General features: G+C 63.2%; 30 protein-coding genes and 1 tRNA gene. 19 read left to right on the forward strand and 12 right to left on the reverse strand.

The genetic code is table 11. The features are described from left to right. Positions 1-224: 224 nt before the first annotated feature. The 3 genes from EP867_RS02585 to EP867_RS02595 all read left to right on the forward strand — a co-directional run bounded on the left by EP867_RS02585 (position 225) and on the right by EP867_RS02595 (position 2,648). Positions 225-470 carry a hypothetical protein gene (locus EP867_RS02585; protein WP_128486649.1) on the forward strand — a complete coding sequence of 82 codons (246 nt, stop codon included), beginning with the start codon at positions 225-227 and terminating at the stop codon, positions 468-470. A 212-nt stretch (positions 471-682) separates the two neighbouring features. Beyond that, positions 683-1,972 (forward strand): ABC transporter permease, encoded by a 1,290-nt coding sequence (locus EP867_RS02590; protein WP_128486650.1) that lies wholly within the window; start codon positions 683-685, stop codon positions 1,970-1,972. Beyond that, positions 1,965-2,648: an ABC transporter ATP-binding protein gene (locus EP867_RS02595; protein WP_128486651.1), complete on the forward strand. Its 684-nt coding sequence runs from the start codon at positions 1,965-1,967 to the stop codon at positions 2,646-2,648. Before EP867_RS02590 ends, EP867_RS02595 begins: the two co-directional genes overlap by 8 nt. A 125-nt stretch (positions 2,649-2,773) precedes the next feature. Here the strand turns inward: EP867_RS02595 and tgt are convergent, their stop codons facing one another. Further along, positions 2,774-3,904, reverse strand: coding sequence for a tRNA guanosine(34) transglycosylase Tgt (gene tgt, locus EP867_RS02600; RefSeq protein ID WP_128486652.1), 1,131 nt, complete (start codon positions 3,902-3,904; stop codon positions 2,774-2,776). A gap of 171 nt (positions 3,905-4,075) precedes the next feature. On the opposite strand from tgt, the gene EP867_RS02605 reads away from it, so the two are divergent. Together EP867_RS02605 and EP867_RS02610 are read left to right on the forward strand one after the other, a co-directional pair. Next, complete coding sequence (locus EP867_RS02605; RefSeq protein WP_128486653.1) at positions 4,076-4,441, forward strand: SUF system Fe-S cluster assembly protein; 366 nt, start codon at positions 4,076-4,078, stop codon at positions 4,439-4,441. Between the two features lie 9 nt (positions 4,442-4,450). Continuing rightward, positions 4,451-4,813 carry a HesB/IscA family protein gene (locus EP867_RS02610; protein WP_128486654.1) on the forward strand — a complete coding sequence of 121 codons (363 nt, stop codon included), beginning with the start codon at positions 4,451-4,453 and terminating at the stop codon, positions 4,811-4,813. 120 nt (positions 4,814-4,933) lie between these two features. Here the strand turns inward: EP867_RS02610 and EP867_RS02615 are convergent, their stop codons facing one another. The 5 genes from EP867_RS02615 to EP867_RS02635 all read right to left on the reverse strand — a co-directional run bounded on the left by EP867_RS02615 (position 4,934) and on the right by EP867_RS02635 (position 8,058). After that, positions 4,934-5,551, reverse strand: coding sequence for a TetR/AcrR family transcriptional regulator (locus EP867_RS02615; RefSeq protein ID WP_128486655.1), 618 nt, complete (start codon positions 5,549-5,551; stop codon positions 4,934-4,936). Continuing rightward, complete coding sequence (ppk2, locus tag EP867_RS02620; RefSeq protein ID WP_128486656.1) at positions 5,544-6,428, reverse strand: polyphosphate kinase 2; 885 nt, start codon at positions 6,426-6,428, stop codon at positions 5,544-5,546. Before ppk2 ends, EP867_RS02615 begins: the two co-directional genes overlap by 8 nt. Before the next feature lie 68 nt (positions 6,429-6,496). After that, a complete protein-coding gene (locus tag EP867_RS02625; protein ID WP_128486657.1) occupies positions 6,497-7,102 on the reverse strand; it encodes an HD domain-containing protein in 606 nt (201 codons plus the stop codon). Positions 7,103-7,169: 67 nt separating this feature from the next. Next, complete coding sequence (locus tag EP867_RS02630) at positions 7,170-7,397, reverse strand: hypothetical protein (protein ID WP_128486658.1); 228 nt, start codon at positions 7,395-7,397, stop codon at positions 7,170-7,172. A gap of 1 nt (position 7,398) precedes the next feature. Further along, positions 7,399-8,058, reverse strand: a complete 660-nt coding sequence (locus tag EP867_RS02635; RefSeq protein ID WP_128486659.1) for an alpha/beta hydrolase — start codon at positions 8,056-8,058, stop codon at positions 7,399-7,401. A 204-nt stretch (positions 8,059-8,262) separates the two neighbouring features. Here EP867_RS02635 and iscR point away from each other — a divergent pair, with 204 nt between their 5' ends. The 12 genes from iscR (at position 8,263) to EP867_RS02695 (ending at position 18,014) form a co-directional block, all read left to right on the forward strand. Next, positions 8,263-8,724 (forward strand): Fe-S cluster assembly transcriptional regulator IscR, encoded by a 462-nt coding sequence (gene iscR, locus EP867_RS02640; protein WP_128486660.1) that lies wholly within the window; start codon positions 8,263-8,265, stop codon positions 8,722-8,724. Between the two features lie 89 nt (positions 8,725-8,813). Next, positions 8,814-9,863 carry a cysteine desulfurase family protein gene (locus EP867_RS02645; RefSeq protein ID WP_128486661.1) on the forward strand — a complete coding sequence of 350 codons (1,050 nt, stop codon included), beginning with the start codon at positions 8,814-8,816 and terminating at the stop codon, positions 9,861-9,863. 99 nt (positions 9,864-9,962) lie between these two features. Further along, positions 9,963-11,498 carry a Fe-S cluster assembly protein SufB gene (sufB, locus tag EP867_RS02650; RefSeq protein ID WP_128486662.1) on the forward strand — a complete coding sequence of 512 codons (1,536 nt, stop codon included), beginning with the start codon at positions 9,963-9,965 and terminating at the stop codon, positions 11,496-11,498. Positions 11,499-11,796: 298 nt separating this feature from the next. Next, complete coding sequence (locus EP867_RS02655; RefSeq protein WP_128486663.1) at positions 11,797-12,108, forward strand: heavy metal-binding domain-containing protein; 312 nt, start codon at positions 11,797-11,799, stop codon at positions 12,106-12,108. After that, positions 12,101-12,718 (forward strand): hypothetical protein, encoded by a 618-nt coding sequence (locus EP867_RS02660; RefSeq protein WP_241656794.1) that lies wholly within the window; start codon positions 12,101-12,103, stop codon positions 12,716-12,718. The genes EP867_RS02655 and EP867_RS02660 overlap by 8 nt, the downstream gene beginning before the upstream one ends. Before the next feature lie 119 nt (positions 12,719-12,837). Continuing rightward, the gene (locus tag EP867_RS02665) at positions 12,838-13,344 is read left to right on the forward strand and encodes a hypothetical protein (RefSeq protein WP_128486664.1); all 507 of its coding nucleotides are present in this window, start codon (positions 12,838-12,840) and stop codon (positions 13,342-13,344) included. A gap of 90 nt (positions 13,345-13,434) precedes the next feature. Continuing rightward, a complete protein-coding gene (gene sufC / locus EP867_RS02670; protein ID WP_128486665.1) occupies positions 13,435-14,190 on the forward strand; it encodes a Fe-S cluster assembly ATPase SufC in 756 nt (251 codons plus the stop codon). Continuing rightward, on the forward strand, positions 14,190-15,482 hold the full coding sequence (gene sufD / locus EP867_RS02675) for a Fe-S cluster assembly protein SufD (RefSeq protein WP_128486666.1): 1,293 nt from the start codon (positions 14,190-14,192) through the stop codon (positions 15,480-15,482). The genes sufC and sufD overlap by 1 nt, the downstream gene beginning before the upstream one ends. Positions 15,483-15,559: 77 nt before the next feature. Beyond that, entirely contained in the window at positions 15,560-16,057 is a 498-nt protein-coding gene (locus EP867_RS02680; RefSeq protein ID WP_128486667.1) for a YIP1 family protein, read from the forward strand. 17 nt (positions 16,058-16,074) lie between these two features. Then, the gene (locus EP867_RS02685) at positions 16,075-16,647 is read left to right on the forward strand and encodes a YIP1 family protein (RefSeq protein ID WP_164888744.1); all 573 of its coding nucleotides are present in this window, start codon (positions 16,075-16,077) and stop codon (positions 16,645-16,647) included. 14 nt (positions 16,648-16,661) lie between these two features. Then, on the forward strand, positions 16,662-17,882 hold the full coding sequence (locus EP867_RS02690) for a cysteine desulfurase (RefSeq protein ID WP_128486669.1): 1,221 nt from the start codon (positions 16,662-16,664) through the stop codon (positions 17,880-17,882). Positions 17,883-17,937: 55 nt separating this feature from the next. Further along, positions 17,938-18,014, forward strand: a tRNA-Arg gene (locus tag EP867_RS02695). Between the two features lie 100 nt (positions 18,015-18,114). On the opposite strand, the gene EP867_RS02700 is transcribed toward EP867_RS02695, so the two are convergent. The 3 genes from EP867_RS02700 to dapA all read right to left on the reverse strand — a co-directional run bounded on the left by EP867_RS02700 (position 18,115) and on the right by dapA (position 21,102). After that, complete coding sequence (locus EP867_RS02700; protein WP_128486670.1) at positions 18,115-18,726, reverse strand: class I SAM-dependent methyltransferase; 612 nt, start codon at positions 18,724-18,726, stop codon at positions 18,115-18,117. Between the two features lie 169 nt (positions 18,727-18,895). After that, the gene (locus EP867_RS02705) at positions 18,896-20,056 is read right to left on the reverse strand and encodes an AI-2E family transporter (protein WP_128486671.1); all 1,161 of its coding nucleotides are present in this window, start codon (positions 20,054-20,056) and stop codon (positions 18,896-18,898) included. A 173-nt stretch (positions 20,057-20,229) separates the two neighbouring features. Then, positions 20,230-21,102, reverse strand: coding sequence for a 4-hydroxy-tetrahydrodipicolinate synthase (gene dapA / locus EP867_RS02710; protein WP_128486672.1), 873 nt, complete (start codon positions 21,100-21,102; stop codon positions 20,230-20,232). Between the two features lie 137 nt (positions 21,103-21,239). On the opposite strand from dapA, the gene EP867_RS02715 reads away from it, so the two are divergent. Next, a complete protein-coding gene (locus tag EP867_RS02715; RefSeq protein WP_128486673.1) occupies positions 21,240-23,222 on the forward strand; it encodes a lytic transglycosylase domain-containing protein in 1,983 nt (660 codons plus the stop codon). A gap of 6 nt (positions 23,223-23,228) precedes the next feature. On the opposite strand, the gene EP867_RS02720 is transcribed toward EP867_RS02715, so the two are convergent. Beyond that, complete coding sequence (locus EP867_RS02720) at positions 23,229-24,416, reverse strand: hypothetical protein (RefSeq protein WP_128486674.1); 1,188 nt, start codon at positions 24,414-24,416, stop codon at positions 23,229-23,231. Positions 24,417-24,523: 107 nt separating this feature from the next. Between EP867_RS02720 and smpB the strand changes: the two genes are divergently transcribed. Beyond that, a complete protein-coding gene (smpB, locus tag EP867_RS02725; RefSeq protein WP_128486675.1) occupies positions 24,524-24,997 on the forward strand; it encodes an SsrA-binding protein SmpB in 474 nt (157 codons plus the stop codon). 66 nt (positions 24,998-25,063) lie between these two features. Here the strand turns inward: smpB and EP867_RS02730 are convergent, their stop codons facing one another. Then, positions 25,064-25,393: a DUF2322 family protein gene (locus tag EP867_RS02730; protein ID WP_128486676.1), complete on the reverse strand. Its 330-nt coding sequence runs from the start codon at positions 25,391-25,393 to the stop codon at positions 25,064-25,066. A gap of 56 nt (positions 25,394-25,449) precedes the next feature. Next, on the reverse strand, positions 25,450-26,631 hold the full coding sequence (locus EP867_RS02735; protein WP_128486677.1) for an amino acid aminotransferase: 1,182 nt from the start codon (positions 26,629-26,631) through the stop codon (positions 25,450-25,452). Positions 26,632-26,633 lie beyond the last annotated feature (2 nt).

Raw genomic sequence — 26,633 nt, forward strand, 5'->3', positions numbered from 1 at the left:
AGGTGAATCGGAAAGAGGGGTGCCAGCCCCTCTTTTTGCTGGAGTCACCAGGGAATTGGATGCAAATTTGAAACAAATTCCGCCGATACGCGGGATTTCACCTGCATTTTAGCGACAGTCTTGACGCAGAACGCTCCGAAGAGGACACTTTGTCCTGTGGAGATGCTGCCCCTCGTCTTCGTCCTGTGCAATCATTCCGTGAAACGGGCTTAAGGTATTCGTCAATGGCAGGCGTTTTTGTCATCTTCGCTTCTCTGATCGGCTTCGCCGGATCGCTGACGCTCTGGGCCCTGGGAATGGGTCTGATGGCGTCAGTTCTGACCGGCTATGGCCTGTCAGCCGTTGCCTGCTCTGCGCTTGTCCTGCGACAGGCGCGGCGCATCGGCGACCGGCCGGGCGAAGACTTCAGCGCCTACCGCGGCGCAGAGGGGCTTCGCAGCGAGCCCCGTGCAGTGCCCCTGCGTCACTGAGGCTCCGCCGTCGCAGAGGCGACAGGCATCGGGCGAAAGGCAGTCTGTTCGCGGCCGTTTCGATCGCGCTGTGAGCGCTGATCCGCCATTTTCGGCCTTTTCCGGTTCCCGCTCGCGCAGCTGTCATATCTCTGCGTCGCCAGTCCTTCCCTGCAGCCTTGACCTTTCGGACAGGCCTGTCAATGGTGCCGCAGGTCTGACCGGAGGGACATTTGGCTAATCGTACCGCGCCGTTTTCGCGTTTCGAATGGATGGTTGCCTGGCGCTATATGCGGGGCATCGGGGCTGATGGCGGGGTCTCCGTCGTTACCATCATCTCTCTCCTGGGCATTACGCTGGCTGTCTTTGCGCTGGTCGCAACACTCGCCGTGCGCTCGGGTTTCCGGACGGAATTTGTCGACACCATCCTCGGGGCCAATGCCCATGTGACGGTCTATCATGCCGCGCGCTCCACGCCTGAAGGCGGCTTGCAGCGTGGCATTCCCGATTATCAGGCCGAGGCAGAGCGGCTGTCGCAGGTCGCGGGGGTCACCCGTGCCGCGCCGCTGATCCGTGGCCAGATCATGGCCAATGCCAATGGCCGCAATGCCGGAGCAGAGGTTTTCGGGATCACCCTTGAAGATCTCAAGGGCATTCCCCGCGTCGCAGGCGATGAGGCCACGCTGGAAGGCGATCTCTCGCGCTTTGACGAAGGGGTGGCAATCGGCTCAGGCGTGGCGCGGGAGCTGGGGGTTATGGTTGGTGACCGCGTCCGGCTTATTTCTCCCGACGGGGTGAAGACAGCCTTTGGCACCTCGCCCAGGGTCAGCGCCTATGAGGTGGTGGCGATCTTCACCGCCGGGCGCTATGACATCGACCGCACGCGGATTTACATGCCTTTTGCCGAAGCGCAGAGCTATTTCAACCGCGAAGGATTTGCGGATGAGATCGAGGTGATGGTCCGCGATCCCGATAAGGTCGATGAGATGTCCCCCGCCCTTCTCGGGGCCGCCGGAGACGGGGCCCTGCTCTGGTCCTGGCGCGACAGTTCCGGTGCCTTTCTGAGGGCGCTGAGCGTGGAGGACAATGTGATGTTCATCATCCTGTCGATCCTCGTGCTGATCGCCTCGCTCAATATCATCGCGGGTCTGATCATGCTGGTGCGCACGAAAAGCCGGGCGATCGGGATCCTGCGCACCATGGGGCTGACCGAAGGCGCCGTGCTGCGGATCTTCTTCCTTTGCGGTGTGGCCACCGGCGTGACCGGGACGGCACTGGGGCTGTTTCTCGGGGTGATGTTCGTCGTCAATATCGACTTCATTTTCGCGGTTGTGAATGGTGTCGGCGATGGCGGGGTCTGGGATCCGGCGATCCGTGGGATTTATGCGCTGCCGGCTGAATTGCGGCTCGTGGATGTTGTTAAGGCGGCGGCATTATCCTTGGGGCTGTCCTTTGTTGTCACGCTGCCGCCCGCATGGCGCGCAGCGCGGATGAACCCGGTGGAGGCTTTGCGTCATGAGTGAGATCGTTCTGAGCCTCTCGGGGATCACCAAGACCTATAATCCCGGAAAACCTGCCGCGGTTGAGGTGTTGCGGGGCGTGAATCTGGAGCTGCCGCGCGGCCAGGTTGTGGCGCTGGTGGCGCCCTCGGGCTCTGGTAAATCGACGCTTCTGCATATTGCCGGGCTTCTGGATGAGGCTGAAAGCGGGCAGGTGGTGATCGCGGGCCAGGATGCGGGCCGTCTGTCCGATCGGGCGCGGACGGAGATCCGCCGGGCGGAGGTGGGGTTTATCTATCAGTTCCACCATCTGCTGCCGGAGTTCACCGCGCTGGAAAACGTCATGCTGCCGCAGCTGGCCAATGGCGCCTCCGGCGGGGCTGCCAAAGCGCGGGCGCTGGAACTTTTGGGGCGGGTCGGGCTTTCGGCACGGGCCGGCCACCGGCCGGCGCAGCTTTCGGGCGGTGAGGCGCAGCGGGTGGCGTTTTGCCGGGCGCTGGCCAATGGGCCGAAGCTTCTGCTTGCCGATGAGCCGACGGGCAATCTTGATCCGGCAACGTCGGATCAGGTCTTTGGCGTTCTGATGGAGATCGTGCGCGAGACCGGGCTTTCGGCGCTGATCGCGACCCATAACTTTGAGCTTGCCGCGCGTATGGACCGGGTGGTGAAGCTTGAAAACGGGGTGGTGACGGAGGGATGAGCGCGGGCTGTGCTCAGCCGTTACCGGTTTTTTTAAGTTGAGAGCGCCGGGGAGGGCTGCCTGCCCTCCCCGGACCCCGCCCGGGAGTATTTGGAAAAAGCCAAAGCCGGGCGGGGCCTTCAGGCTCAGAGCGGGTCGATATCGCCTTCGGCGCGTTTGGCGTGGAAATCGGCGACGAAGGCTTTGAGGTTTTGGGCCTCAATCGCGTCGCGCAGGCCCTGCATCAGGTCCTGATAGTAGTGCAGGTTGTGCCAGGTCAGCAGCATCGAGCCGATGATCTCCTGCGCGCGGATGACATGGTGCAGATAGCCGCGCGAATAGTTGCGGCAGGCCGGGCAGCTGCAGTTTTCATCGAGCGGGCGCGGGTCGTCCTGGTGGCGGGCATTGCGCAGATTGACCTGGCCGCGGCGGGTCCACCCTTGGGCGGTGCGGCCCGAGCGCGAGGGCAGCACGCAGTCCATCATATCGATGCCGCGCTCAACGGCGCCGACGATATCATCGGGTTTGCCGACGCCCATCAGGTAGCGCGGTTTGTCCTCAGGCAGGAAGCCGGGGGCGTAATTCAGCACATCGAACATCGCTTCCTGGCCTTCGCCGACGGCGAGGCCGCCGACGGCATAGCCGTCAAAGCCGATGGATTTGAGTTTTTCCGCCGATTCCTCGCGCAGATCGCGGGTGACGCCGCCCTGCATGATGCCGAAAAGCGCATGCCCCGGGCGATCGCCGAAGGCGTCGCGCGAGCGTTGTGCCCAGCGCATTGAGAGGCGCATGGATTTTGCCACCTCAGCTTCCGTCGCGGGCAGGGCGGGGCATTCGTCGAAGCACATGACGATGTCAGAGCCGAGGAGCTTTTGAATCTCCATCGAGCGTTCGGGGGTGAGGACGTGTTTTGAGCCGTCGTAATGGCTGCGGAACGTCACGCCCTCTTCGGTGAGTTTTCTGAGCGAAGAGAGCGACATGACCTGAAAACCGCCGCTGTCGGTGAGGATCGGGCGTTCCCAGTTCATGAATTTGTGCAGACCGCCAAGGCGGGCCACCCGTTCGGCGCCGGGGCGCAGCATCAGGTGGTAGGTATTGCCCAGAAGAATATCCGCACCGGTGGCCCGCACGGAGTCGGGCATCATGGCCTTGACCGTGGCAGCGGTGCCGACAGGCATGAAGGCGGGGGTGCGGATTTCGCCGCGGGTGGTATGGATGACCCCTGTCCGGGCTGCGCCATCGGTGGCTTTGAGCGTAAATCCGAAGCCTTCGGCCATGGGGTGTCTCCAGAATGATCCAAACGGGCCTTCCATACAGGTCCCGCAGGTCCGGGCGCAAGGTGACAGCGCGTCCCGCCGATGGCTGATTTTCCCCCTGGCACTGGACGTTCCTGAGTAAAATCCTATATCAGGGTCAGGATATTCACCGACTGCCGGGACGGATCTGCCATGAGCACTCAATCGACCGATCTTTTGGAAGGCGAGCCGCTGATCCGGCCTTCGTCCACCGAGCATCCGCTCTATGAGTCGGTGGTCGAGGCCTGTCGCACGGTTTTTGATCCGGAAATCCCGGTGAACATCTATGATCTGGGCCTGGTCTATACGATCTCCATCGATGCGGAGAACGCGGTTGAGATCATGATGACCCTGACCGCGCCGGGCTGCCCGGTGGCGGGGGAGATGCCGGGCTGGGTGGCCGATGCGGTCAATGCCGTGCCGGGTGTGAAGCAGGTTGACGTAGGCATGACCTTCGATCCGCCCTGGGGCATGGATATGATGTCCGATGAGGCGCGGCTCGAACTTGGGTTTATGTGAGGACCCCTGATGTTTGGCATTCCGGGAAAAGCGGCTGTGACGCTGACGCCGTCGGCGGCAAAACAGATCGCGAAGCTGATGGCGCGTGACGGCTCTCAGGGGCTGCGCATCGGCGTCAAAAAGGGCGGCTGTGCGGGGATGGAATACACCATGGACTATGTGTCTGAGGTGAACCCGCTCGATGAGGTCGTCGAGCAGGATGGCGCGCGGGTGCTGATTGCGCCCATGGCACAGATGTTTCTGATCGGCACCGAGATCGATTATGAGGTCTCGCTGCTGGAGAGCGGGTTTAAGTTCCGCAACCCCAATGTGATCGACAGCTGCGGCTGTGGCGAGTCGGTGAAGTTTGAGGAAGCGCCCGCGCGTCTCTGACCGGCGTCTCCCCGGCGGGAGTTTGCAAAAGCGCCCTCTCGGGGCGCTTTTCTTTATCCGGTCTTTGGAAGGGCAGACCTGTGATCTCACAGACGCTGTCGCGGCTCGCCCGAGCGGGGATTACCCATCCGGGGCAATGACACCGAGGCCGCGCAGGTAGATCCCGATGCCGCTTTCCAGAAGGTCCTCGGCCGCGAAGGGGCTTCGCGGGTTTGCGGGGTTTCGGGTATGCAGCTCGACGATGCCGTGGCTCAGTGCCTGAATATGGGCGGCGAACATCGCAGGCGGCGGGCGGCGATGTTCGGGGATCGCGGCCGCCAGCGCCTCGGCACCCTGGAGGAGGGGGGTTTGAGCGCGGCGTGCGGTCTGGCTTAACTCCGGCCAGGCAGACAGGCTGAGGCCGCTTTCAAACATCGCCATGTAATGCGCCGGAAAGCGCCGCGCGAAGGCGAGATAGGCGCGGCCCGTCGCCTCAAAGCCTGCAAGCACCGAGGGTGCGCCGCCGTTCCAGGCGTGCTCCATCAGATCACCGAAGATCTCAAAGCCCTGCCGCGCGACCTCCGCCAGCAGATCCTCGCGGCCCTGGAAATGGCGATAGACCGCCGCCGGGGTGACCCCTGCGGCTTTTGCGGCTTCTGACAGGGTGAAGCCCTGGGGGCCGTTTTTCTCAATCAGATCGAGGCTTGCGGTGACCAGCGCCTGGCGCAGGTTGCCGTGGTGATAGCCCGCTTTAGCCATGCCGCAGGTCCGGGTCCGAGACGATCAGCGGGTCGGGCGCGCCGATGGCTGCCTCATCTTTGCCCTCAAACTCCATGCGGTGCAGGATGGTCTGCATGGCGGCGATGCGCGCGCGGCGCTTGTCGTCTGAGCGAATGATCGTCCAGGGCGCTTCAGGGATATGGCTTCTGCGCAGCATCTCGCGGATTGCGGCGGTGTAATCTTCCCAGCGGTGCAGCCCTTCGGCGTCAATGGCGCTCAGCTTCCACTGTTTGAGCGGGTCACGCTCGCGGTCAATCATGCGGCGCAACTGCTCGGCGCGGCCGACATTGAGCCAGATTTTGACGAGGGTGATGTTTTCATCGGCGAGCGTTTCCTCAAAGCCGGGTTGCTGGCGGAAGAAATGCTCGCGCTGCTCGGGTGTGCAGAAGCCGAAGACATGTTCCACCACGGCGCGATTGTACCAGGAGCGGTCAAAGAAGACCATTTCGCCCGCCGCCGGAAGCCAGTCGATATAGCGCTGGAAATACCACTGAGTGGCCTCGCGCTCGGTGGGTTTGGGCAAAGCGACGACGGTCGCGTGGCGCGGGTTGAGGTTTTCGGTGACGGTGCGGATGGTGCCGCCTTTGCCGGCGGCATCGCGGCCCTCAAAAAGCACGACAAGCCGCCGCCCGCTCTGGCGCAGATCATTCTGCAGCCGCACCATCTGGATCTGCAGCGGCAGCATCTGCGCGTTATAGGCCGCTTTCTCAAGCCCCTGGCGATAGGGGAAGCTGGCGTCGAGAATGTCGTTCTTTTTCGCGTTCTTCAGGGCCTCGCGGATCGCGGCGGGGGCCTCTGTTTCGGCGTAGCGGCTGATGGCACCGTCAAGGGGCAGAGCGGGGGAGGGACGCGTCATGGGGATCTCCGGGCAGTGGCGGCCAGTATCGCCCGCTGCCCGGAAAGTGCAATGGGCCAGCCCCGGTCTCAGGGGTGGTTGCGGCTGAACCAGGCGTCGATCGCGCCTTTGAGGTGCAGCCAGAGTGCCGGTGCCCCGCGCATGACCTTGGCTCCGACCCGGGTTTCAAGCTGCTCGCGGGTGACCTCAAAATCATTCCAGGTGCCGCCGTCATTGATCAGGTTCAGCATCACCGGCTGCACCCGGTCGAGGGCTCGGGCGAAGCGGGCATCGGGGGTTTCCCCCTCCTCGAACTCATCCCAGAGCGCGCGCAGTTCCGCGGCTTTCGCCGGGGGCAGCAGGCCGAAGATCCGCTCGGCCCCCGCCAGTTCGGCGGCCTTTGTCGCCTCAGAGGCATGGGCCTGACCGGCGGCGGAGTGGATCGGCACATCGCCTGCATCGATCTCGACCAGATCATGGAGCAGCATCATCCGGATGACCCGATCGGTCGAGACGCCGGGGCCGGCCAGATCGCCGAGGACGAGGGCGTAGAGCGCCAGATGCCAGGAATGCTCGGCCGAGTTTTCGCAGCGGGTATTGTTGGTGATCCGGGAGGCACGGTCCACGAGTTTGAGCCGGTCGGCTTCGGTGAGAAAGGCAAGCCGGGCGGTCAGATCGGTGTCAGGGGCAGTCATCAGAGATATCCGGGGGGAGGCGGTCAGCAAAAAGGCCGCGCTTTCGGGGCGCGGCCTCTGGAAGGGGTCAGGACTGGCTGCCCTGCATGCGCGTCAGTTCCTGGATCAGAAACTGTCGCCCGCGCTGCTCGGCGAGGCGCAGCCGGATGGAGGTGAGAAAAGCCTCCTCCATCGAAGGGGAGAGTGCGCCGATCGACAGAGCGACGCGCTCATAAAGCCGGTCGTCGCCGGTGGCCTTCATGGCCTGAAAGACATCGGCCGACAGGCTGTCTGCGAGGTCCTCAAGCAGGGCCATATCAGCGGGTGGTCTCGGTGAGGCGGCGGCGGACGTATTCATCCACATGAGCGATCATCGGCTTCATGTGCTGCTCGTCATCCTCAAAGAAGTGGCCTGCACCCTCGATCTGCGTGTGGGTGACGGTGATGCCCTTCTGCTCGTGGAGTTTATTCACGAGGGTCACGGTGTCTTTCGGCGGAGCCACGCGGTCGGCGGCACCATTGATGATCAGGCCCGAGGCCGGGCATGGCGCGAGGAAGCTGAAATCATACATATTGGCCGGCGGGGCCACCGAGATGAAGCCGGTGATCTCAGGGCGGCGCATCAGAAGCTGCATGCCGATCCAGGCGCCGAAGGAGAAGCCCGCGACCCAGCAGTGTTTGGCATTGGGGTTCATCGACTGCAGATAGTCGAGCGCCGCTGCCGCATCCGACAGCTCGCCGATGCCCTGGTCATATTCGCCCTGGCTGCGGCCGACGCCGCGGAAGTTGAAGCGCAGAACCGTAAAGCCCATATTATGGAAGGCATAATGCAGGTTATAGACGACGCGGTTGTTCATCGTCCCGCCGAACTGCGGATGGGGGTGCAGAATGATCGCAATCGGAGCGTCGCGTTCCTTCTGAGGGTGATAACGGCCTTCAAGGCGTCCTTCGGGGCCGGGGAAAATCACTTCGGGCATGCGCGGGCTCACTGACTGATAAAGCAGACGCCCCACAGGGCGTGCCGCTGTGTCGCCCCCGGTGTCCGGGGCTCGCGGTTGACGCCAGGCGGGGGCCTGCTTAGAATGATTCCAGATGGCCGGAGAGCTTCCGGCCGCTACAGCAATGAGTTAAGCGTCAGCCTGTCCGGCGTCAATGGTCGGGGGCGCGCAGCAGGAGCGGCAATGAAACTTTCGACGAAGGGCCGCTACGCGATGGTGGCGCTGTCTGATCTGGCGCTTTATGCGGGCGAAGGCCGGGTTTCACTGGCGGAAATCTCAAAGCGGCAGGATATTTCGCTGCCCTATCTGGAACAGCTCTTCGTGCGGCTGCGCCGTGCGGGCCTTGTGGAATCGGTGCGCGGGCCGGGGGGCGGCTACCGCCTTGCGCGCTCGCCCGATGCGATCCGTGTCTCTGAGGTGCTGGAAGCGGTCGAGGAAACGGTGGATGCCACCCATACCGGCGCCGGCGCTTCGGGCGGCATGTCGGGCAGCCGTGCGCAATCTTTGTGCAACCGGCTCTGGCAGGGGCTGTCGGCCAATGTTTATGTCTATCTTCATCAGGTGCGCCTGTCGGATGTGATCGGCAACCAGCTGACGCCCTGTCCGGCGGTTCCGGCGCTGTTTCGGGTTGTGGATGAGGACTGAGACCGCGGATTTGGCGCAGGTGGCCGGCCCCGGGGCGCTGCCCCGGACCCCGGAGTATTTTTCTAAAAGCCAAAGCAGGGGCTGAGACGATGGTCGCAAGGCTTTATCTGGACTGGAATGCGACCACGCCTCTGCGGGCGGAGGCGCGCGAGGCCATGCTGGCGGCGATGGATCTGACGGGCAATCCCTCATCAGTTCATGCTGAAGGACGCGCGGCGAAAGCGCTGATGGAGCGGGCGCGGGGCGAGATCGCGACGGCGCTGGGGGCGGAGGCCTCGGATGTGGTTTTTGTCTCAGGCTCGACCGAGGCTGCGGCCATGGCCTGTGCGGGGCGGGGGCTCCACTGCGCTGAGGTGGAGCATGAGGCGGTCTCGGCCTGGTGCGCGGCAGATCTGCCGGTCGATCGCGATGGTCTGGTGACGCTCAGCAATCCGGCCGGCTCTGCGCTGCAGCTGGCCAATTCAGAGACCGGGGTGGTGCAGAAGCTGCCCGCAGGGCTGGCGGTGGCGGATCTGACCCAGGGGTTTGGTAAGCTGCCTTTTGCCTTTGACTGGTCCGGGATCGATATCGGCTTTGTCTCGGCTCATAAGATCGGTGGTCCGAAGGGGATCGGCGCTCTGGTGATCCGGCGCGGGCTTGAGATTGCCGCGCAGCTGAAAGGCGGCGGGCAGGAGATGGGGCGCCGTGCCGGGACTGAGAATCTGATCGGCATTGCCGGTTTTGCCGCAGCTGCAACGGCAGCGCAGCGTGATCTTGCCGCAGGACGCTGGCAGGAGGTCGAAGAATTTAGAAATATTCTAGACTCAGCATTGTCAGGCGGGGAAAGCGGGACTATTTCAGTCGGGCATAAGACAGCCCGCCTGCCCAATACGCTTTGCCTGGTGACCCCGGGCTGGAAAGGGGAGACCCAGGTGATGCAGATGGACCTGGCCGGCTTTGCGGTCTCGGCAGGTTCGGCCTGTTCGAGCGGCAAGGTGCGCTCAAGCCGGGTGCTGCGGGCGATGGGATTTGACGAGGCAGAGGCCGCCTCGGCCATGCGGATCTCTCTGGGGATCGGCGTGCAGAGGGAGCCTCTGTTGCGTTTTGCCGAAACCTGGTCGCGGGCGCGCGATAAGGTGCTGGCGCGTATGAAGGCCTGACCTGCCTCTGACGGGCGGGGCGGGATCAGGACGGGGCCGCTCAGCGGCCCGCGAGAGCGAATGAGGCTGCCACGGGCAGTCGGTGAGAAGGACGAAGAGATGGCATTGACCGATCAGGCCGAAGCCCGGACCGACATCCGTGAGGGTGTGGACCGTGAGACGATTGAAACCGTCGAGGCAATGGCCGGCAAGTACAAATACGGCTGGGAAACCGAGATCGAGATGGAGATGGCCCCCAAGGGTCTGAACGAGGATATCGTTCGCCTCATCTCGGCGAAAAACGACGAGCCGGAGTGGATGCTGGAATGGCGTCTGGCTGCCTATCGCCGCTGGCTGCAGATGGAAGAGCCGTCCTGGGCGATGCTGAACTATCCTGAGATTGATTATCAGGATCAGTATTACTACGCCAAACCCAAGAGCATGACGGAAAAGCCGAAGTCGCTCGATGAGGTGGACCCGAAGCTGCTGGCGACCTATGAGAAGCTGGGCATTCCGCTGCGCGAGCAGATGATCCTTGCCGGTGTCGAAGGGGCAGAGAATGCGCCTGCCGATGGCCGGAAGGTCGCGGTGGATGCGGTCTTCGACTCCGTCTCGCTGGGCACCACTTTCAAGGATGAGCTGCGCAAAGCGGGCGTCATCTTCTGCTCGATTTCGGAAGCGATCAAAGAGCATCCGGAACTGGTGAAGAAATACCTCGGCACCGTGGTGCCGCAGTCGGATAACTTCTTTGCCACGCTGAACTCGGCGGTCTTCTCGGACGGCTCGTTTGTCTACATCCCCGAAGGCACCCGCTGCCCGATGGAGCTGTCGACCTATTTCCGCATCAATGCGGAAAACACCGGGCAGTTTGAGCGCACGCTGATCATCGCAGACAAGGGCTCTTATGTCTCTTATCTGGAAGGCTGCACCGCGCCCAAGCGCGACACCAACCAGCTGCATGCGGCCGTGGTGGAACTGATCATTCTGGAAGATGCCGAGATCAAGTACTCGACCGTTCAGAACTGGTTCCCGGGCGACGAAGAGGGCAAGGGCGGCATTTATAACTTCGTGACGAAGCGCGCTGATTGCCGCGGTGATCGTGCGAAAGTGATGTGGACGCAGGTCGAGACCGGCTCGGCGATCACCTGGAAGTACCCCTCCTGCATTCTGCGCGGTGATGACAGCCAGGGCGAGTTCTACTCGATCGCCATCGCCAACAACATGCAGCAGGCCGATACCGGCACCAAGATGATCCACCTGGGCAAGCGCACCAAGTCGCGCATCGTCTCGAAGGGCATCTCGGCGGGTAAAGCGCAGAACACCTATCGCGGTCAGGTCACCATGCACCCGAAAGCGACGGATTCGCGTAACTACACCCAATGTGACTCGCTGCTGATCGGCGATCAGTGCGGCGCGCATACCGTGCCTTACATCGAAGTGAAGAACAACTCGAGCCGCGTTGAGCATGAGGCGACCACCTCGAAGGTGGATGACGATCAGCTCTTCTACTGCCGTTCGCGCGGCATGGGTGAAGAAGAGGCCGTGGCGCTGGTCGTCAACGGCTTCGTCAAAGAGGTTCTTCAGGCGCTGCCGATGGAATTTGCGATGGAGGCTCAGAGCCTTGTTGCAATCTCGCTCGAAGGCTCGGTCGGCTGAAGACCGCTCCCCGCCGGACTTAGGTCTGGCGGGGCCCCGACAGGGGCCGTGATCCTGCACCGGCCGGATCGACGCGTGCCTGATCCGACGTGTGACTGCGGCGCGGGACTGGCTGGCAATTCAGTCCGAGGGGAAACGCGGCGCCTTTGCCGCGATTTTCATCAGGGCCCGGATCGCTGTGACAGTGGTGCAGGGGCGTGCCGGATGATCCGGCACATTGCAGACGGAAGATCGCCCAGGACGGGCGGAGAATGACAACCCGGGCGGGCTTCGGCCCCTGACGATGGAGAGAAACGCAATGATTGTGACCACCACTCCCACCGTTGAGGGGCGGCCTGCACGGGACTATCTGGGCATCGTCACCGGCGAGGCCATTCTGGGGGCCAATATCTTCAAAGACCTCTTTGCCGGTATCCGCGATATCGTGGGTGGCCGCTCAGGGGCTTATGAAAGAGAGTTGGGCCGCGCGCGCAAAACCGCGCTGGCGGAGATGGAGGCTGAGGCGCAGCGCCTTGGTGCCGATGCCGTTGTGGGCGTCGATCTCGACTTTGAAGTGATCAACAATATGCTGATGGTCTCGGCCAGCGGTACGGCGGTGCGGCTTGGCTGAACTGCGCAGCACTGCGCGCCCCGCTCTGGCGGTGAAGCCGGTTCTGACCCTGCCTGAGGCAGAGGCGCAGGCGCTTCGTCATGCCCTTGAGGCGGCGCAGGTGGTGCTGGAATATGGCTCGGGCGGCTCGACGGTTCTGGCGTCAGAGCTGCCCGACAAAGTGATCTTCAGCGTCGAAAGCGATGCAGACTGGGCCGCGGGTCTGGGCGACTGGCTGCGGGCCAATCCCGGCGCCTCTTCAGTGACGCTGCATCATGCCGATATCGGCCCGGTGCGCGACTGGGGCTATCCGGCGGATTATTCAAAATTTGCAGCCTGGCCTGCCTATCCGCATTCGGTCTGGGACCGGCCGGATTTTCAGCAGCCCGATCTGGTGCTGATTGACGGGCGCTTCCGGGCGGCCTGTTTTGCCACCGTGGCCCTGCGCAGCACAAAGCCGGTGACGGTTCTCTTTGATGATTACCGCGACCGCAAAGAGTATCACACGGTCTGCAGACTTGCTGAACCTGTTGAGATGATCGGGCGGATGGCCCGGTTTGAACTTTTGCCCATGACCCTGCCGCGCGCGCTTGCGGGCTGGTATGCCGGGCTCTTTTTCAGGTCGAGGTGAAATGATGAATTTCCCTCAAATTGCCTGGAACTCTCCCCAGAGCGGACCGATTTCGCCCGCGAACTGCCATAATTCATCTTCAATCCTTGTCGCAGAAAAAGAGACAGGGGGGGGAAACCATGAATCGGCAGGACGCTTTCAATGCCCGGCTCGCGCGGATCGCTGCGCAGACGGGAAACACCAATTCCGCGCTTTTCATCGGCATGGATCAATCCGTGCCCGGCGCGGCAACCGGGATCGGACGTTTGCAGGAGAAACCCTCCGGCAGGCGTGCGCCCGCAATCGCGCAGGTCTTTATCGCGATCCTCTCGGGGGCGCTGGCCTGGCTCTGGGCGCATTGGGTGGTCTTTCATCTGACCGCGCAACTCTCGCCCGAGATGCAGCTTCCCGCCGGTCTGCTGATCGGTCTGGTGGCCCTGGGGCTGGTGCGCGCCATTCTTGGCCTCAGCGGCTGGCGCAGCTTTGCGCTGCAGCTCCTCTCGATGATGCTCACGGCCGCGCTTTTGCACAATCTGGTGCAGTTCTGGCCCGAGGGTTTCCTGCTGGTCTTCGCGCCGGAATGGGTCTCGGCCATGATGGGCATCGCGCAGCCTGCGGTCCTGCCGGGGGCAACACTGCTTTTCTGATCCCGCAGCCACTTCCGGCTGCCAGACAACACCAGGGGCTCCGCCTTCGCGCGGCTGCCCCTTCTTTCCGTTTCTCGAAAGGACCGTTCCATGCTGGAAATCCGTAACCTGCACGTCAAGCTCGAAGAAGAGGACAAGCAGATCCTGAAAGGGGTCAACCTCTCGATCAAAGCCGGCGAAGTGCATGCCATCATGGGCCCGAACGGCTCGGGCAAATCGACGCTCTCCTATGTTCTCTCGGGCCGTGACGGCTATGAAGTGACCGAAGGTTCGGCCACCCTTGAGGGCGAAGAACTGCTGGAGATGGAACCCGAAGAGCGCGCAGCAGCGGGCCTTTTCCTTGCGTTCCAGTATCCGGTGGAAATCCCCGGCGTCGGCAATATGACTTTCCTGCGCACCGCGCTCAACGCTCAGCGCAAGCTGCGCGGTGAAGAAGAAGTCTCGGCCGGTGACTTCCTCAAACTCGTGCGCGAAAAAGCCAAAACCCTGAAGATCGACGCTGAGATGCTGAAGCGTCCGGTCAACGTCGGTTTCTCGGGCGGTGAGAAAAAGCGCAACGAGATCCTGCAGATGGCCATGCTGGAGCCGAAAATGTGCGTGCTCGATGAGACCGACTCGGGTCTCGACGTGGATGCGATGAAACTGGTCTCGGAAGGCGTGAACGCGCTGCGCTCCGAGGGTCGTTCCTTCCTCGTCATCACCCACTACCAGCGCCTGCTGGACCACATCAAACCGGATGTCGTTCACATCATGGCAAACGGCCGCATCATCAAAACCGGTGGCCCGGAACTGGCGCTGGAAGTTGAAAACAACGGCTACGCCAACCTGCTGGCGGAGGAGAACTGATGTCGGCACTCCTGAAAGCCAAACAGGAGACCCTCGCCCTGCGTCTTGCCGCGCTTTCGCAGCCGGCGGGCGGCTCCTGGGTTTCCGCAGCCCGTGCTGATGCGCTGGCCCGTCTGCAGGCCATGGGTCTGCCGGGCCGCCGCGATGAATACTGGCGCTACACCGATCCGGCCGCCTTCAACGCGGTCACCCCGGCGGCGGTCACGCCTGCGGCAGCGGATGCCGTGGTGCCTTTCGATGCTATTGAGCGCGTGAAGCTCTATTTCGTCGACGGCGTCTTTGATGCGGCCCGTTCGGACAGCCTGGAGCTGGCCGGTGTGGAACTCTCGCGTCTGGCGGATGTGGCCGGCACCGACAGCCACTGGGCGGCAGAGCTTTACGGCAAGCTGGAAGCCAATGGTCAGAAGCCGGTTGAGCGTCCCTTCGCCGTTCTGAACACCGCTTTTGCGGCAGATGGCCTTCTGATCCGCGTGACCGGTCAGGCAGAGCGTCCGCTTTCGCTGATCTATGAGCAAAGCTCAGAGACCTCGGATGTGCTGCTGCACCATGTGCTGAAGCTGGAAGAGGGTGCAGAATTCACGCTGCTGGAAAACGGTGTTGGCGCTGCGCGCTTTAACTCGGTGATGGAAGTCGAAGTCGGCAAGGGCGCGACCTTCCACCACGTGCGCACCCAGGGCCGCGACAGCGACCGCAGCGCGATCACGCATATCTTCGCACGCATTGGCAGTGAGTCGACCTTCAAGTCCTTCACCATGACCGCCAATGGCACCCTGACCCGCAACGAGGCGGTTCTGGATCTGACCGGGGATGACGCTTTCGCCCATATCGCCGGGGCCTGCGTCGGTGATGCGGGTGTCAAACACGATGACACCGTCTTCATCATCCATGGTGCAGAGCGTTGCGAGAGCCGTCAGGTCTTCAAAAAAGTTCTGATGAACGGGGCCACCGGCGTCTTCCAGGGCAAAATCCTGGTGAAACCGGGCGCACAGAAGACCGACGGCTATCAGATCAGCCAGTCGCTGCTGCTTGACGGCGACAGCCAGTTCCTGGCGAAGCCGGAGCTTGAGATCTATGCCGACGACGTGAAATGCTCGCACGGCTCGACCTCGGGGGCGATCGATGAGACCGCGCTTTACTATCTGCGTTCGCGCGGTGTGCCGAAGCGTCAGGCCGAAGCGCTGCTCGTGCTGGCCTTCCTTGCGGAAGCCATTGGCGAGATTGACGACGAGACCCTTGGCGAAGAGATCCGCGGTCGCCTGGAGTCCTGGCTGACCCGTCACACCAACGACTAAAATCCTGCCACGGCCCGGGTGCAATCGCCCGGGCCGCGGTTTATAAGACGGGCTGATGGAACCATGGAGCTGCCCCTATGTCGATGACCCGCCGCATTCTCAGAAGCTGGCGCGCCCCCAGAGCGGTGATGCGCGATCTGCTGGCTGCGGGGCTGCGCGAGGACCGCGCCTTCGCCATGCTCTTCGTTGCCTCGCTGCTGATTTTCGTGGCCCAGCTGCCCCGCCTGGCGCGGCAGGCCCATTTTGACCCTTCGGTGCCGCTGGATGCGCGGATCGGCGGCGCGATGATGGGGATCATGTTCCTCTTCCCGCTGTTTGCCTATCTGATCGCGGCACTCTCGCATCTGATCGCGCGGATGTTTGGCGGTAAGGGCAGCTTTTACACGGCCCGGGTCGCGCTCTTCTGGTCGCTGCTGGCGACTGCGCCTTTGATGCTGTTTCAGGGCCTTGTGGCCGGATTTATCGGCCAGGGCCCGCAGGCCATGCTGGTGGGCGGGCTGATCGCCTTCGGATTTGCATGGCAATGGGGCAATGCCCTCTCTGTGGCGGAAAGCGCCGATGCGGTCGTGGCCTGATGCCGGAAAGACTTACTATGAACAGCTCTGATCTGATTGCTCTCGCCCGTGAGGCTCTGACCGACCCGCGCCGCAATGGTGCGCGCATCGGGTCTTTATCACTGCCGGGCAACAGCCTTTGGGAAAGCCTGCTGCTGGTCTCGGTGCTCTCGGTGCTGGGGCTCTGGCTCGCGGCGCTGACCGGACCCTCCGCGGCGGAAACCACGGCGATGCTGCCGGTGCCTTTCGCGCTTCTGGCTCTGCAGCTGATGGCCATGCTGGCGCTGGCGCTGGCGGTTACGCTGCTGGGGCGCATGGCCAGGGGGCAGGGCGATTTTACCGGCGCTCTGCGCATCGTCACCTGGCTGCAGGCGCTGCTGGTGGTGGTGCAGTTCGTGCAGGTCTTTCTGATGCTTCTGCTGCCGCCGCTGGCGGGCTTTCTGAGCCTGGCGGCGATCGTGGGCGCGGCCTGGGTCGCCACGGGTCTGGTCGCGGGGCTTCACGGGTTTAAATCCCTGCCTCTGACCTTTCTGGGCATCATCGGTGGCATCTTTGCCGTGGCCTTTGTGATGTCGATCTTCTTTACCCTGTTCTTCCCGCTGCTCGGGTGAAAGGTTCGCCTTCGATGTATGACGTCAACCTGATCCGCCGCGATTTTCCGATTCTGTCGCGTGAAGTGAACGGCAGACCGCTGGTCTATCTCGACAACGGGGCCTCTGCGCAAAAGCCGCAGGTGGTGATTGATGCGGTCACCCGCGGCTATGCGGAGGACTATGCCAATGTGCACCGCGGCCTGCATTATCTCTCCAATCTCTCGACCGAGAAATATGAAGCTGTGCGCGGCACCATCGCGCGCTTTCTGAACGCGCCCCATGAGGATGAGGTGGTCTTCACCTCGGGCTCGACCGAAGGGATCAACCTTGTCTCTTACGGCTGGGCCGCACCGCGCCTTCAGACGGGGGATGAGATCATCCTGTCGGTGATGGAGCATCACGCCAATATCGTGCCCTGGCATTTTCTGCGCGAGCGTCAGGGTGTGGTGCTGAAATGGGTCGAGATTGACGCCAATGGCGATCTGGATCCGCAGGCGGTGCTCGATGCCATCACGCCGAAGACGAAGCTGATTGCGATCACCCATATGTCGAACGTGCTCGGCTCGGTGGTGGATGTGGCAGCGATCTGCAAAGGGGCAAAGGACAAAGGCGTGCCGGTCCTGGTCGATGGTTCGCAGTCGGCGGTGCATATGCCGATTGACCTGAGCACGCTTGGTGCGGATTTCTTCGCGATCACCGGCCACAAGCTTTACGGCCCCTCAGGCTCCGGCGCGATCTGGATCTCGCGGGAGCGTCAGGCCGAAATGCGCCCCTTCCTGGGCGGCGGCGATATGATTCGTGAAGTGACCCGCGAGGCGGTGACCTGGGCGGATCCGCCGATGAAATTTGAGGCCGGAACGCCGGGCATCGTGCAGCAGATCGGTCTGGGCGCGGCGCTTGACTATCTGATGGCGCTTGGCATGGAGAATGTTGCCGCCCATGAGCGGCGCATCCGCGATTATGCGCGCGCTAAACTTGACGGTCTGAACTGGCTGAACGTCCAGGGCAATTCCGCCACCAAAGGCGCGATTTTCAGCTTCACGCTGGACGGTGCGGCCCATGCGCATGACATTTCAACGGTCCTCGACAAACGCGGCATTGCCGTGCGGGCCGGGACGCACTGCGCAATGCCCCTGATGGAGCATCTGGGCGTGGGTGCAACCTGTCGTGCCTCCTTCGCGCTTTACAACACCGAGGCTGAGGTGGATGCCCTCGTCTCAGCGCTGGAACTTTGTCACGATCTTTTCTCGTGATTCCAGAGTGATCGCGGTTGCACGCGGCGGTGCCTGCGGCTATAGACAAGCTCAGGCACCCGTAGCTCAGCTGGATAGAGTACTGCCCTCCGAAGGCAGGGGTCACAGGTTCGAATCCTGTCGGGTGCGCCACTTCCTCCGCCAGATCAAAACGCTGAAGTGACCCGGACCGGGGGTGTCTCAGGCTTTGTAACGCGCCCTCCCGGGGCGCGTTTTGCGTATTACCCGCGGCTCAGATCCGTTTCAGAACCAGCCAGGTCATAGCGCCCAGGGGCGGCATGGGGCGGCGTTCTACCAGTTGCAGATCGGGGTTGCTCAGCACCGTCTCGATGGGGAAGTCCGCCTGCCAGCCCAGATGATCCTGGAGCACATGCATCTTCTTTTCCACGATCTTCAGGATACCCTTCTCAGCCGCAAAGTGGTTGCCGATCAGCACATGCCCGCCCCTGCGGCAGACCCGGGCCATTTCTGCCAGGGTTTTCACCGGATCCGGCACCACCGAGAGCACATGAAGCGCCGTGACAATGTCGAAGCTTTCATCGGCAAAGCGCATCTCCTGCGCATCCATCTGCTCCAGCGTGACATTGCGCAGCCCGAGCTCTGCAACCTTTTCGATCGCCTTGTTCAGCATCTCCTGCGAGTAGTCGATGCCCGTCACCTGCACATCGGCGCGGTAGTGGGGCAGGGACAGGCCGGTGCCGACCCCCACCTCCAGCACGGTCCCGCCATGGCTGTTTGCGAAACTTGTGGCTCTGGCCCGCCCTGGCGCGAAGACGCGCCCGAAGACCAGATCATAGACAGGTGCCCAGCGTTTATAGGAGGTTGTCACAGCTTCAGAGCGCATTGGTCCGCCTTACCAGTTAATGCTGCCTTAAGGTGTAACGGTGATCCATCGTATTCCCAGAGAAAATTTGCCCAGAGCGCATTTTGGCTGAGGATCGCGCAGAGCCTGCGCAAAAGAAAACGCGAGGGGGGGATGCCCCTCGCGCGGATTTCGTTCTGATTTCGGAGGTTTAACTCTGCACTGACGGAAGGGGCGGCTCAGGTGGCTCGACGGGCAGCGGGGCAACCGGATGCTCCAGCAGTTCGCGCTGCCATTCACGCCAGACGGCCACCAGAATCGCCATCAGGACGGGGCCGACGAAAAGCCCCACAATTCCCATGGTTTTCACCCCCCCGACCAGACCGAAGAAAGTGGGAAGGAAGGGCAGGCGGACCGGGCCGCCGACGAGCACCGGTCGGATGGTCTTATCGACGATGAACAGCTCCACCGTCCCCCAGACAAAGAGCACAATGCCTTCAAAGGTCGACCCGCTGGCCACCAGATAGATCGAGACCAGCGTGAAAGAGAGCGGCGCGCCACCAGGGATCAGGGCCATAAAGCCGGTGATGACCGCAAAGGTGACCGGTGAGGGCACACCCGCCATCCAATAGGCCACGCCCAGAATCACCCCCTCGCCGATCGCGATCAGCGTCATGCCGGTGACCGTGGCCGAAATGGTCGTCGGCACAATGCGCGACAGACGCTGCCAGCGCCCCGGCAGGATGCGGGAGCCGACCACATCGATCTGCGCAACCAGCCGGTCGCCGTCGCGATAAAAGACAAAGAGCGTGATCAGCAGGAACACCAGGTTCAGCAGCAGATGCGCCGCGACCGAGCCGGTGGCCAGGGCTGCGCGATAAATGGTGCCGATATTCTCACCGCTGAGGAAGTGGACGTGATCCGCGATGGCGCCCGGACGTCCGATGTGATTGCGCCACTGCAGATCCAGCCAGGGGCCGATCTGCGGCAGATCACTCATCCAGGCCGGGGGCGGCGCACCCACGCCATTGACCAGGATCCCCCAGGAGATCCATCCCCGCAGCTCGCGGAAGGCATAGCTGAGCGCAAGGATGATCGGGATGACGAGGAAGAGGACCAGAATGACGATCAGAACCGTCGCGCCGATCGTGCGCCCCATCCCCATCCTGTTGATGCAGCGCTCCCGGATCGGCCAGCTTGCCACGGCGATGATCGTGGCAGCCAGGACCGGCACCAGAAAGCCATGGAAGAAATAGACGGCCGCCGCAAGAATTGCGAGAAGAAGCCACCTGGCTGCGGAAATATCGGTAAGCAGCGGACGGGAACGCGGACGCGCGGGGATGGGTCGGGGAAGCGCGTTTGGGTCAGTCATCGGATCCTGAGGCCTGGTTTCACCTCAGGCTAACGCAGGGCTGCGCCCGGGTCCACTTTAAAGCAGGTCACAATTTCCGTGAAAGGCGCTTTTCGCAACGGAAAGCGGCTCATGTGTCACATGAAAAAGGGCCGCTAAAGCGACCCTTTTCCTTGAGAATTCCGAAATCGGTCTCAGAGCAGTCCGGCGTGCTGCATGGCGGCGCGGATCTTCTCTTTGGTGCCCTCGGTCAGGCCGACCAGCGGCAGGCGGACTTCTTCGGTGCAAAGCCCCAGAAGCGACATGGCGTATTTCGCGCCGACCAGACCCGGCTCGATGAAAATCGCCTCATGAAGCGGCATCAGGCGGTCCTGATACTCCAGCGCTTTGGCATAATCCCCTGCAAGGGTCGCAGCCTGGAACTCTGCGCAAAGGCGCGGGGCGACGTTTGCGGTCACCGAGATGCAGCCCACGCCACCATGAGCGTTAAAGCCGAGTGCCGTTGCATCTTCGCCCGAGAGCTGGATGAAGTCTTTACCGCAGGCAGCGCGCTGCTGGCTGACCCGCTCAATCCTGCCGGTGGCGTCTTTCACGCCGATGATGCGCGGCAGCTTTGCAAGCTCGCCCATGGTCTCAGGCGTCATATCCACAACCGAGCGGCCGGGGATGTTGTAGATGACAATCGGCAGGTCCGCTGCGTCGTGCATCGCGGTGAAATGCGCAATCATACCGGCCTGGGTCGGCTTGTTGTAATAGGGCGTCACCACCAGAGCGGCATCGGCACCGGCTTCGGCCGCCTTCTGCATCAGCCAGACACCTTCGCTGGTGCTGTTGGAGCCCGCGCCCGCGATGACCGGCACGCGGCCTGCGGCGGCTTTCACCACGGTGGCGATGACTTCGGCATGCTCTTCATGGCTCAGCGTCGGGCTTTCGCCGGTGGTGCCGACGGGCACAAGGCCGTTCGAGCCTTCCGCGATATGCCATTCGACGAGCTTCTTCAGCGCATCATAATCCGGTTTGCCGTTCTTCAACGGCGTTACCAGGGCAGGAAGTGACCCTTTGATCATGGCACGCGTCTCCTCGCGAATAGGGCGTGAATCGCCCGTTGGTTTGAAATCTTCCTAACCGCGGTGTGGCGGCTTGCAAAGGGGGTGCTGGCGGCTTTGTGTCTTGCTCTGCGGCGCGGGTCGGGGGCAAATAAACCATGATCCGTCCCCTGCTGCTGCCCGCCTTCGCCCTGATCCTTTCGCCCCTGCCGGGGCTGGCCACTGAGGCTTTGCCGCTTCCGGTGCCCGAGCTTGCTTCTCAGGCCCGCGATCCGCTGGCCGAAGGGCTGGCGGCGGCCTCTTTGCGCGACTGGGAGCGGGCGCAGGCAGCGGTGGCACAGGCCGGGCCGGTGGCGGCTGATATTATTGAGTGGATGCGTCTGCGCGCCGGTGAAGGCACGCTGACCGACTATGAGGCGTTTTTGCAGCGCCGTGCCGACTGGCCCGGCCTTGCGCTGGTCAGAAGCCGCGGTGAGACTGCGGTGGCACGCTCGATCACCCCGTCGCGGGTTCTGGCCTGGTTCGGAACCCGCAGCCCTGCCAGCGTCGAGGGGCTTCTGGCTGCGGTCAAAGCGCATCGGGCGCTTGGTCAGGAGCAGGAGGCGACAAAATGGCTCACCTCCGCCTGGCCCGGCCTGCGGCTCAGTGCGATCGATCAGCAGAAGGTCGTTGAAGAGGCAGGGCCCGCGCTGAGCCGTCGGGATCACGAGGCACGTCTCGACGCGCTTTTGTGGGAGGGGCGCAATGCCGAGGCGCGGCAGATGCTGCCGCTGGTCAGCGAGGGCTGGCAGAAGCTGGCAGAAGCCCGTCTGGCCCTTCGGGAGGAACGCGAGGGCGTGGATGCGCTGATCGCCGCCGTGCCGGAGGCGCTTGCACGCGATCCCGGCCTTGCCTTCGCGCGCTTTGAATGGCGGATGAAGAAATCCCGCACCGATGGCGCACTGGAGATCCTGCGTGAACGCAGCAGCGCCCCTGAAGCCCTTGGTCGCCCTGAGGTCTGGGCGCGGCGCCGCGCCGTGCTGGCACGTGGTCTTCTGCGCGAAGGCAAGGCCGCTGAGGCTTATAAAATCGCCGCTTCCCATCATCTGAGCCGCAGTGCCGCTCAGGCGGATCTGGAGTTTCTTGCAGGCTTCATCGCTTTGCGGGCGATGAAAGATCCCGCCCGGGCGCTGAGCCATTTCCGCACCCTTGGGGACAGTGTCTCGACCCCGATCTCGGTCGCGCGGGCGGACTACTGGCAGGCACGGGCGCTGGAAGATCTGCGCCAGCCTGAGGAGGCAAAGGCCGCCTATACCCGGGCTGCGCGGCACCAGACGGCCTATTACGGGCTTCTGGCGGCGGAAAAGCTGGGGCTTCAGATGGAAGACACCCTGGTCAGCCCGCCGCCCCTCGCGGACTGGAAGGGGGCGCCCTTCCTTGGCTCTTCGGTGACCGAGGCGGCCCTGCTGCTTTACCGGGCCAATGACCCCGCCAATGCGCGCCGCTTCCTTCTGCATCTCGCAGAGGACCGCGAGGCCGCGGAACTGGCCGCGCTCGGGGCCTTCGCTCTGGAGAAGGGGGATCCCCATCTGGCGGTTCTGCTGGGCAAACAGGCGGCCGCGCGGGGCATCATTCTGCCCGGGATCTACTTCCCGGATCCGGGCCTGCTGCCCGAAGATCTGGCCGTGGAGCGGCCGCTGGCCCTGGCCGTTGCCCGGCGTGAAAGCGAGTTTCGCGCCGATGCGGTCTCTCCGGCCGGGGCGCTCGGGCTGATGCAACTGATGCCGGGGACGGCGAAACTCATGGCTGAAAAGCTGGGCCTTCCGGTCGACATCCCGGCGCTGACCCGTGATCCGGCCTATAACGCGAAACTCGGCTCGGCCTATCTGGCCCATCTCGCGGAGGAATTCGGCCCCTCAATCGCGCTCAGGGCGGCGGGCTATAATGCGGGGCCTGGGCGTCCGCGTGCCTGGATCACCCAGTTCGGCGATCCGCGCCGCGCAGAGGTCGATGTGATCGACTGGGTGGAACTCGTGCCCTTTGAAGAGACCCGCACCTATATCATGCGGGTCACAGAGGGGCTGGCGATCTATCAGGCGCGGCGGACCCCCGGTGCGCCGGTGGCGATCACGGGGCTCCTGCGGGGGGCAGCGCGCGGCTGAGCCGGCTCAGCCGAACTGCTGATTGAGACGCCAGATACCCCAGGCCAGCGGAATGGCCGCCAGACCGCCGATGATCCAGGCCAGGGGCTGATCGCCGAAGCTTTCAAAGACCTGGGTATAGGCATGGATCGCGCCAAAGGTCAGCGCGGTATTAAACAGCCCGCGATGCAGCATCCGGGCCGCGCCGATCGCACAGGCCGCCAGCACGAGTGCCCAGACCGCCGCGAAAACGCTTTCGGGGATCACCAGCGCGCGGGCCTCATAGGCGCGTCTCGCCTCTTCCGCCGCGCTCCAGGAAAAGCCGTCCGCGCCGCGGTCATAGACGCGCCAGAGCGCGAGGGTATCCCCCACCACATCGCCCCAGAGCGAGCCGACCAGAAAGCAGAGATTGGCCACGATAAAGGCCATGACCGCAAAGATCCCGGCGTGGCGGGCATCGCGCTCCGGGCGGATCCGCATCAGCCAGAAAGCCAACCCCATGCCGAGAGCCATCTGCAGAATGCTCAGCGCGGGTTCGGGCGAATAAAAGACAAAGACCGCGTGGAAATAATCGGTCCCGGTGTGCAGCACCTGGGCAAAGGGAACGATGGCGAGGGCCGTGATGAGCCGCAGATCAAGGAACCATCCCGCGCCGAGCAGAATCAGCGTGGCATAGAGCGAAAAGAGCATGGGGATCACCCCGCCGCGCTCCTGATCGATCAGCACAGAGCCAAGGCCCGTCAGATGCAGCCCCAGCCCGATCAGCAGCAGAAACCCTCCCAGAAAGGTCATCCGCTCACTGCCTGAACGATAGAGCAGCGCTGCGGGCAGCGCGATCAGCAGACCCGCTGCCGCCGGCAGGAGCCCGGCTTCAGGCTGCGGAAAAGAGCGCAGGGCCTCAACCAGTCCGCCGCCGGTCAGCATCACCGCGCCGATCAGCGCGGCGGCATGGCCAAACATCCGCCAGAGCGGGCCCGCCACGGCCAGAACAACCGCGCCCCCCAGCAGGAATAAAAACCCTGCAAGAGCAACGCTGACCGGATCCTGGAGCCAGGCGACAAAACCCGCTGCCGCCGCGAGAACCCCGCCGCAGAGCAGAAGCCGGATCACCAGCGCCACCATGGCCGAGCGCGAGCGTTCGCGCATGACATGGGCCTGAGCCGCTGTGATCACGCCGTCGGCCACCAGCCCGTTCAGATCCGCAAGAACTGCCATACCAGATATCCTTCAACCCTCTTGTGACCACAATTGCAGTCTGCGCGGCCTGCCGCAAGGCGGGCTCACTGGACAGCGCCCCGCGCATCCCCTATTTCTGACAAGCCATGCAGAAAAAACACGACCCCAACAGCAAGCTCATCGCCGAGAACCGCCGCGCCCGCTTCGATTATTTTATCGAAAGCGAGCTTGAGGCCGGGATCATTCTCACCGGCTCAGAGGTGAAATCCCTGCGCACGGGGCAGTCCAATATTGCCGACAGCTATGCCTCGGTTGAGAACGGTGAGTTGTGGCTGATCAACAGCTATATTGCGGCGCTGAAACAGGCGAACCGCTTTGACAGCCATGAAGAGCGCCGCCACCGCAAGCTTCTGGTCTCGAAGCGCGAACTGTCGCGGCTCTGGCAGTCGGTGGGCCGTGAGGGCATGACCCTTGTGCCGCTGAAGATGTATTTCAACGAGCGTGGCATCGTGAAAATCGCGCTTGGCGTGGCCAAAGGCAAAAAGAATGCCGATAAGCGCGAGACCGAGGCCAAACGCGACTGGGCCCGCCAGAAGCAGCGTCTGCTGAAGCAGGGCTGAGGCGGCAATCAGCGGCATGCAAAAAGGCGCCCCTTCGGGCGCCTTTGGTTTTTCCGGCAGGCCGTCTCAGGCTTTTACGACTTTGATCTCCAGGGCCGCACCGCTGGCGATGACCTCAAAAAGACGGTCGATATTGGGATGCGCACCGGGGCGGGCTTTGGCATCGGCGGTATGTTCGGCAAAAACCTCAAGGCCATGGGTCGCGGCCTCCGTGGTCAGCGCGCCGAAGGCCGCGCCGAGATAGGCGTAGACCGCCAGCGAGCCCTGTTTGCCGGGCTGGTTCTCGATGACCGCAACAGTGGCGCCTGCAGCATCGGTCAGCTCAATCCGGGTGATGCCGTCGATCGCGGGCAGAAGGGCAAGGTTGTCTTTGAACGAAGCGGTGGGCCGGATCATGCGCGGTCCTTTCAGGTCAGAGAGGTGAGGAGGGGGCATCAGCCCCCGCCTCAGAGTCAGAGCACGGCGGCAATCGCTGCGGCCAGTTTCGGCACGCTTTCGGTGTTCAGCCCGGCGATATTGATGCGGCTGTCGCCCACCATATAGACGCCGAATTCCACCCGCAGCCGCTCTACCTGTTCAGGGCTGAGGCCAAGGCGCGAGAACATGCCACGGTGGCGGGCCACGAAATCAAAGTGGTCCGAGTTGGTCAGGCGGCGCAGCTCAGAGGCCAGCTGCTCGCGCAGCCCCAGCATGGAAAGGCGCACCTCTTCCAGTTCCGCCTTCCAGTCCGCGGTCAGCGTCTCTGAGGTCAGAATGGTCTGCACCAGACGTGCGCCGTGATCGGGCGGGAAGGAGTAGTTCAGCCGGTTCAGCGCGGCCAGATTGGCCTGAACCAGCGCGGTTTCCGTTCCCTCCGGCACCAGGGCCAGCAGGATACCCACACGCTCGCGGTACACCCCGAAGTTCTTTGAGCAGGAGGCCGCGATCAGCAGTTCGGGCAGCGCTTTGGCCAGCGCCCGCACGCCGTAAGCATCTTCCTCCAGCCCGTCGCCGAAGCCCTGATAGGCGATGTCGACCAGAACCGTGGCACCTTTGGCTTTCAGCAGCGCCACCAGCTCATCCCATTCGGCCGGGGTCAGGTTCGCCCCGGTCGGGTTGTGGCAGCAGCCGTGGAGCAGCACGATGTCATCCGCGCTGATGGCCGAGAGATCCGCTTTCATCCCCGCGAAATCGACGGTGCCCGAGGCTTCATCGAAATAGCGGTAGGTGGCGGGGACGAGGCCCAGATCCTGCGCGATGGCCGGGTGGTTCGGCCAGGTCGGGTCGGACATCAGCACCCGCGCTCCGGGCCGGGCTTTGCGGATCAGATCACAGGCGATGCGCAGAGCGCCGGTGCCGCCAGGCGTTGCCGCAGCAGCCACGCGGCTCGCAGGCACCGCATCCCCGAGGATCAGATCGCGCATTACCGCGTGAAACTGACTGTCCCCCGCAAGCGCGGTATAGGTTTTGGTGGTCTCAGAGGCCTGGAGTTCGGCCCCCGCCGCGCGAACGGCCCGCATCACCGGCGTCAGGCCGGTTGCATCTTTATAAACGCCGACGCCAAGGTCGATCTTGCCGTCACGCGGGTCCTCGCGGAACTGCGCCATCAGGCGGATGATCTTGTCTTCGGCCTGAGGCTTCAGAGTTTCCAGCATGG

The organism is Falsigemmobacter intermedius (genome assembly GCF_004054105.1).
Taxonomy (GTDB): Bacteria; Pseudomonadota; Alphaproteobacteria; order Rhodobacterales; family Rhodobacteraceae; genus Wagnerdoeblera; species Wagnerdoeblera intermedia.